This window comes from Streptomyces sp. NPDC111656, assembly GCF_055656965.1.
In genome coordinates this window covers 1-6,794 of the sequence record NZ_JBVKCA010000060.1, presented here as the reverse complement: position 1 = coordinate 6,794, position 6,794 = coordinate 1, and the positions used below count along the sequence as shown (strand labels likewise).

9 protein-coding genes and 1 pseudogene are annotated in these 6,794 nt (G+C 68.4%); 4 read left to right on the top strand and 6 right to left on the bottom strand.

The features are described from left to right. Positions 1-108: 108 nt before the first annotated feature. The 5 genes and pseudogenes from ACZ7M3_RS52510 to ACZ7M3_RS52490 form a co-directional block, all read right to left on the bottom strand. A pseudogene (locus ACZ7M3_RS52510) lies at positions 109-443 on the bottom strand (YnfA family protein). A gap of 11 nt (positions 444-454) precedes the next feature. Then, on the bottom strand, positions 455-769 hold the full coding sequence (locus ACZ7M3_RS52505) for a hypothetical protein (protein WP_472073892.1): 315 nt from the start codon (positions 767-769) through the stop codon (positions 455-457). Continuing rightward, positions 750-1,196, bottom strand: a complete 447-nt coding sequence (locus ACZ7M3_RS52500; RefSeq protein ID WP_472073890.1) for a MerR family transcriptional regulator — start codon at positions 1,194-1,196, stop codon at positions 750-752. Before ACZ7M3_RS52500 ends, ACZ7M3_RS52505 begins: the two co-directional genes overlap by 20 nt. Next, positions 1,193-1,528 (bottom strand): hypothetical protein, encoded by a 336-nt coding sequence (locus ACZ7M3_RS52495; protein WP_472073888.1) that lies wholly within the window; start codon positions 1,526-1,528, stop codon positions 1,193-1,195. Before ACZ7M3_RS52495 ends, ACZ7M3_RS52500 begins: the two co-directional genes overlap by 4 nt. A 480-nt stretch (positions 1,529-2,008) precedes the next feature. Further along, the gene (locus ACZ7M3_RS52490) at positions 2,009-2,920 is read right to left on the bottom strand and encodes a LysR family transcriptional regulator (RefSeq protein WP_472073886.1); all 912 of its coding nucleotides are present in this window, start codon (positions 2,918-2,920) and stop codon (positions 2,009-2,011) included. A 215-nt stretch (positions 2,921-3,135) separates the two neighbouring features. Here ACZ7M3_RS52490 and ACZ7M3_RS52485 point away from each other — a divergent pair, with 215 nt between their 5' ends. The 4 genes from ACZ7M3_RS52485 to ACZ7M3_RS52470 all read left to right on the top strand — a co-directional run bounded on the left by ACZ7M3_RS52485 (position 3,136) and on the right by ACZ7M3_RS52470 (position 6,404). Beyond that, complete coding sequence (locus ACZ7M3_RS52485; RefSeq protein ID WP_472073884.1) at positions 3,136-3,885, top strand: hypothetical protein; 750 nt, start codon at positions 3,136-3,138, stop codon at positions 3,883-3,885. A 172-nt stretch (positions 3,886-4,057) separates the two neighbouring features. After that, a complete protein-coding gene (locus ACZ7M3_RS52480; RefSeq protein WP_472073882.1) occupies positions 4,058-5,284 on the top strand; it encodes an MFS transporter in 1,227 nt (408 codons plus the stop codon). A gap of 161 nt (positions 5,285-5,445) precedes the next feature. Further along, the gene (locus ACZ7M3_RS52475) at positions 5,446-5,940 is read left to right on the top strand and encodes a cupin domain-containing protein (protein ID WP_472073880.1); all 495 of its coding nucleotides are present in this window, start codon (positions 5,446-5,448) and stop codon (positions 5,938-5,940) included. A 68-nt stretch (positions 5,941-6,008) separates the two neighbouring features. After that, positions 6,009-6,404: a hypothetical protein gene (locus tag ACZ7M3_RS52470; RefSeq protein ID WP_472073878.1), complete on the top strand. Its 396-nt coding sequence runs from the start codon at positions 6,009-6,011 to the stop codon at positions 6,402-6,404. 10 nt (positions 6,405-6,414) lie between these two features. On the opposite strand, the gene ACZ7M3_RS52465 is transcribed toward ACZ7M3_RS52470, so the two are convergent. Then, on the bottom strand, positions 6,415-6,794 hold a 380-nt coding region (locus ACZ7M3_RS52465; RefSeq protein ID WP_472073876.1), incomplete at its 5' end, for a transposase.

The window sequence follows — 6,794 nt, the reverse complement described above, 5'->3', positions numbered from 1 at the left end:
CGGTGAGATCGCCTCGCGCCATGACTGACGATCTATCAAGACCGGGCCTCGGTGCGCAGACGATCCACCGAATCGTGATCCGAACTCCAGACAGGACCTAAGGCAGAGTCAGTGCGAGCGGGGAACATACATGATCACGGCCATGCCCGCAACGCAGACCAGGGCGCCGATGACGTCGTAGCGGTCGGGTCGGTAGCCGTCGGCGACCATGCCCCAGGCGATCGATCCCGCGACGAAGAACCCGCCGTACGCGGCGAGGATGCGGCCGAAGTTGTCGTCGGACTGGAATGTCGCCACCACCCCGTACAGGCCCAGCGCGATGACGCCGGCGCCGATCCAGATCCATCCCTTGTGCTCGCGGATGCCCTGCCAGACCAGCCAGGCGCCGCCGATCTCGACAGGGCGGCGACGACGAACAGGGCAACGGAACGAGCGACAGTCATACCGGCCGACCCTACTGGCGGCCCGCGCCGGTGATCTTCAACGGGTCGGCGGACGCCTTGCAGCCGCACCCATCCCCACCTGCGGTCTTCGGGAGGCAGGAACAGGAACGGCGGCGCTGGCCGAGCCACCAGGTTCCGGCGGCGAGCACGGCCAGGACGACGGCGAGGGCGGGTAGCCAGCCAACCACCGCCCCGGCGCCGACTCCCACGACCCCGGCCGTGATCAGGACGGGCAGCGCGCAGCACGCCACGCAGGCCAGGGCGGCCAGGCCCCCCAATACCTTCGGGGCGAGGTGGGGGCGGGGGTCAGCAGCAGAGGCCGGCATCGCGGTTCTCCTCGGCGAGGTCAGTGAAGGGGATGGGGCAGCAGGTGTTTGAGGCGCACACGGTCAGGTCGTCGCAACCCGCCTCCACGGCGGCGGCCAAGGCGGTGCGGATGGTGGTCAGATCGGAGATCTTCGCGTCGACCTCGGCGAGCTTGGCCGCGGCACGGTCCTGGAGCCCCGCCACGGGGCGGCCGTGCCGGTGGCGGCCGGCCTCCAGTAGCTCGGCGACCTCCTCCAGCGTGAACCCGAGCCGCTGGGCGGCCTTGATCACCCGCAGCGCTGTCACCGCTTCCCCGCTGTAGAGGCGGTGACCGCCGTTGCTGCGTTCCGGCTCGGCCAGCAGGCCACGCCGCTCGTAGTAGCGCAGCGTCTGAATGTTCACTCCGGCCGCCTCGGCGACCTGCCCGCTACGCAGGCCCGTGCTCACCGCTGCTCCCCAGCGGCAGCGGTCCGGGCGGCGAGGGCATTCAGAACCGGCTCGTGCGCCTGATCCGCGGAGATGTCCAGCCGGATCAGGCCCTGGCCGGGGGTGGTGGTGAAGGTGAAGAACGAGCAGCAGCCGCTCTCGCGCTGCACCAGGTCACGGACCCGGTCCTCCACGCCTTGTCCGCCGGCCAGGTCAAGGCGCAGGTGGAGCCGATGCTGCCGGGACAGCGAGGTCAGCCGCTCGGCGAACAGCGCATCCCACTCGGCGACCCGCAGGGGCCGCTCCTCGGTGGGCAGGGTGCACGACTGCGGCACCCACGCAAGATCACTCATCGCGCTCACTCCCGTCATCACGCCCCGCAGGTGGGGACACCTTCGACGGTAAACCTGTACCTGGGTACAGGTTGCAACCCCGCTGAGCGCACAACTGGCCAACTGAAATGCTCACGGGCCAAGCAGGACGCTCAGTCACAACGCCTGTGACTGCGGGTGCTAGTTGGCGCCGTCCGCCAACTATCGTGCTCAACGATCACGCCATGTGACGGATGTAGCTGTTGCATCCCCTGGATGGGGCGGGAGTACATCGGCGGTACGGTCCACCGGGATGGCGATGGTCCCGCTCCAGGTGAGATCAGCACCATCGAGAGTTCCATAGGTTCGGCTCAGACGCGCCGATGGCGCTCGCCCGGCAACATCAGCAGGTCCACCTACCGATGGCTCCGCTCAGCCAAGATCAAGAAAGAACCCCGGCGAATCGTTGACGAGCCGGTCTCGCGTAGGGCACAACCGCCGCACATGACCCAAGCTGCCTGGTCAGGCTGTGCGGCACTCACTGCACTGCGCCACTGCGGCGCGCATCCAGTGGTGTGCCGGGTCGTCCTCGCGCCGAGTGTGCCATGCCTGTTGGTAGGCGAAGGTGGGCAGGTCCAGGGGCGGGGTGAACGTCCTCAGCCGGGGGTGCTGTTCGAGGGATTCCACCGCCCGGCCCGCGACGGTGAGGATGAGGTCGGTGCCCTCCACCAGCCGCAGTGCGGCGCTCCAGTGCGGCAGGGTCACGGCCAGTCTCCTGCGCAGGCCCTGGGCCGCGAGCGCCAGCTCGATCTCGTCGCGGGCGTCGGGTCGCAGCGCCAGCATGACGTGCGGCCGCTCCAGCCAGTCCTCCAGGGCTAGTTCACCGTTCGCGGGCAGGGCCTCTTGGTCGGCAATGCTCACGAACCCCTCCTGGAACAGGTCTCGCACGACGATGTCCGGGGGCGGGTCGGGGAAGATACCCAGCGCAATGTCGATCTCGCCGTCCGCGAGCTGGGCGAGCATCGCCTGCCGGCTGGCCTGGCTGACGGCCAGGTCGATCCCTGGTGCTTCCTGGCGTACCTGCCGCACCAGCGAGGGCAGCACGATGCGCGCGGCGTAGTCCGAGAGCGAGAGCCGGAAGAGGCCTCGGGCCTGGGCCGGGTCGAAGTCGGGTGCGCCGAGCAGCCCGTTCAGCCGGGTGAGTGCGTCGTCGAGTGGCTGGATGAGCGCCTGGGCGCGTGTCGTGAGGACCATCCGGCCGCCGTCGCGTACCAGGAGCGGGTCATCGAATCGGGTCCGCAGCTGCGCGAGCGCGTGACTGACGGCTGGCTGGCTCTTGTGCAGTCGCAGGGCGGCGCGCGTGACGTGCTTCTCGGTCAGCAGGGCGTGCAGCGTCAGCAGCAGATTGAGGTCGATCCGGTGGAGCTCTTCCATGCAGCCAGGGTAGGTCCAGCATCATGCATTTGGCGAATGTAGTAGATGCAGACGAGTCATTTCCATTAGCAGGATGAATGCAGGACGATCGACGTTGTCGCGACGCCCTCTCTTTGGAAGGCGGATCGCGGCCAGGACCGACCTGGTCCTGCGAACCCATCCCGCGGCACCGGTCGCATTCGTATCGACCTGCCGCCCCGCACCCAGGACATGACATGACCAAGGCACAGCACGGCGACCTGACGCTCTCCTACATCGACGGACGGCCGGCCACCACCGGCATCGAGGCCGTAAACGAGGTACTGCGCGCCGTGGGCGTCCACGCCAGCCGGACTCCCGTTCCCGACCAGGCTGGCCCGATCGTGGAGGTGTCCAGGACCCGGGCGCTTTCGGAGGACGAGCAGGCCGAGCTGACCTCCCTGTTCGCCCTGCACCGCAGCGATCTGCTGGCGCATGTCCAGCTCGCCGGCCGCACGCCCGAGGCCCCTGAAGGCGGCCACCTGAACACCTCCGAGCACGGGGTCGCGCCGTACCCGAAGGTCTACGACATGCAGGCCATGGACGCCGCCGCCAAGCACTTCGTGCAGGCACGCTTCGGCCGCCTCCACGTCAACACCACCGACGACGGCGTCGGCATCGACGAGGTCATGACCGTCGTGTCGGGCGGCCCGATGACGTGGTTCTACCGGCTCCCCGACGGCGTGGTCGTCAAGCTCACGGTGCCCGCCATGGAGAACGGCGACCAGGCGTGGCGCATCAGCTACCCCGGCAAGCGCCCCCACGGTGCGTTCCTGGACGCCGAGCACGGCCTGATCGTGGCCTATGCCCACGGCCCCGAGAAGTTCGTCATGCGCTACGAGGACCCGAACGCCGAGGCCGCGGTCACCGAGTCGCTGGGCGACAACCCGTGGATCGACTTCGATGGCGACGCGCCCCGGATGCTGGACGCCGTCACCGCGAGCTGACCGCATCCCTGTACGAGGTGGACAGGCCAGGCACGGCCCATGCGCCGCGCCGGCCGCTCGCCTCCCGCCCACATCAGGGACCCCCGGGGCCGCCACCACCGGCCGAGCCCGGGCTGATTCGCCCCTCCGCTCACCCTTTTCCCTCCCATTGCCCACCGGCACAGGAAGAGTCATGTCCCCCACCCCCGGACCGGCCGCCACCAAAACCCCAACCCCCCTTATCGAACCCACCCGCCGCGTGCCCGTCCTGTGGCTGGCACTGCTCGCCACGCCGGTCGCCGCCGCCAACAACGCCGCCGTCCTCATCCTCGGCGACATGAGCCGCTCCCTCGGCATCACCAAGGCCACCGCCTCCTGGCTCGTCACCGTGTTCGCCCTGGCGCTGGCCGTCGCGACCCCGCTGATCGCCACCCTGGTGCGACGGCGCGGCACGCGCGCGGCGCTGTGGACCAGCGCGGCCTTCGTCGCCGCCGGCACCGCGATCGTGGCCGTCTCGCCGTGGCTGCCGCTCACTCTCGTCGGCCGAGCCGGCCAGGCCGCAGGTGGCGCGGGGGTGATGGCCATCGCCATGAACCTCGCCGGCACCGCCCGCCGCATGGGCGTCATCAGCGCCGGATCCGGCATCCTCGGAGGCGTCGGGCCGCCGCTCGGTGAACGCCTCGCCGACATGGTCTCGTGGCGGGCGGCCCTGTCCATCCTGATCGTCACCCTCCTGGCTGTTCCCGCCGTCAGCCGCCACACCGACAAGGCGCCTGTCACGACCGAGGGCCGTTTCGACGCCCGTGGTGCACTCCTGCTCGCTGTTTTGTCCAGCGGCCTGGTTCTGCTGCCGTCGAACCCGCTGCCGGCCCTGGTTGTGGCGGCCCTCGCTGCCGGTCTCCTGGCCTTGCACATCCGGTGCCGCCCGGACGGCTATGTGCCCCAGGCCGCGCTGCGCTCTCGGCTCTTCCGTGGCTCGGTGCTGATCGCCATCGTCCTGTCGGTGCTGTACTTCACGCTGCTGTTCGGGATTCCCCAACTGGTCATCGACCGGGCCGGCTGGTCGACTGGGTCGGTCGCGGTCGGCCAGATGATCGCCATGATCACCGGGTCCGTGCTCACCTTCGCCTTCGCCGCCGTCTCCGGCCGCCTGGGGCAGGGGAAGGTACGAACGCTCCTGCTCGGGGTCGGGGCACTCGCCGCCATCGCGGCGGTCTTCGCCCACAGCGCGATCGTCCTGTTCGTCGTGATCGGCATGGCCGTCTTCACCGCGACCAGTGCGAACGCCACCCAGTCCATGGCCGCCGCCTCCTCCCTTCCTGACCGCCAGCGCCCCACCGCCATCGGCCTGTTCCAACTCGCCTACCTCATGGGCGGAGCCCTCGGCCCGGCCCTGGCAACCATGCTCATCCTCAGCTGAGCGACCGGCCGCACCACGGACCGGGCGATCACCACGCCCATTCGGCCCAGCACGCCCACCTGCGATAACTCCACCGACAGGCGTGTCACCGCCTCTACCCAACCGCCTTCTCTGAAGAATCCCGTCGCGGCGTCAAACCCGCCCTCACGAAAGGAACCACCGTGTCGTACCCCGACCCTCGCTACCTCAGTGACAAGGGCGAGATCAGCGCGAAGTACCGACCCGCGGCCGAGGAGCCTGACACCGGTTTCATTGGCGCCACCAACATCAACTACGTGGCCACCGAGGAGACCACCGGCGGCGAGTACGGCCTGTACAAGGTCGACGTGGGACCGAAGACCATTGGCGCTAAAGAGCACTTCCACCGGGCGATCTCGGAGTCGTTCTACGTGCTCTCCGGCGAGGTCCAGTTCTACAACGGCGAACGCTGGATCAGGGGCGGAGAGGGAGACTTCCTTTACGTGCCCGCCGGTGGGCTGCATGCCTTCCAGAACGACACAGAGGAGCCGCTGTCCATGCTGATGATCTTCTCGCCGGGTGCGCCGCGCGAGGAGTACTTCGAGAAGGCCGCAGAGTACGCGGAACGCAGCCGCGAAGAAGCCAAGGCCTTCCAGGTGAGACACGACACCTATTTCACGGACATGCCTGACGCCTAGGCCGTGTCCGATGGGTCGTGTGAGCTGATCAGGATGTGGCTTAGTGTTCGCTGGATGGAGGGGGCCACATGTCGCGCGATATAGCCGCAGTAGAGGCGGGGATGAAGGGGATCCGGTTTCGTGCCTGGCACGGAGAGCACTACGTGACCCTGGCTGAGCTACTGGTTCGCCTCGGCAGCTTCGGCCTGGCCCTGACCTGGCGCGTCGAATTCGATGAGATCGTTGATCCTCGCTGTGCCGAGATGGAGACAAGGTCCGCTGACGTGGGGATAGACACGTTGACGCTGTTGTCGTTGACGACCCCCTTCATACAGCTGATCGACGCCGAAGCACGTGGGTTCGCCGGGGATGAACTGATGGTGGTTCTGACCGAGTTCGACAGTTCCTCGTGGGATGTCAGGGCTGTCGACGAACGCGTACTCAGCGACCTCCGCCACCACTACCCGGACGCCGAGGCGCTCTGAACGGGACGTCTCACTGCGGACGGAGCCATAGCCGGATGGCAGCCACGGTGACCGTCCCGTGGAAGACATACGCGCGCTTGTCGAAGCGTGTCGCAACGGCTCGGAAGTTCTTGAGCCGGTTGATGGTCCGCTCGACTTCGTTGCGGCGACGATAGAGCGTCTTGTCGAAGCCTGAGGGCCGGCCGCCTTGGCTGCCGCGGCGCCGACGATTGGCCCGCTGGTCTCTCCGTTCGGGGATGGTGTGCTTGATCTGTCGTCTGCGCAGGTGACGCCGGTTGCGGCGGGACGAGTACGCCTTATCGCCCCCGACATGGTCGGGCCGGGTGCGTGGTCGTCCGCCATCCCGCCGGGGCACGCGGATCTCTTCCAGGACGGGAATCATCTGCGGTG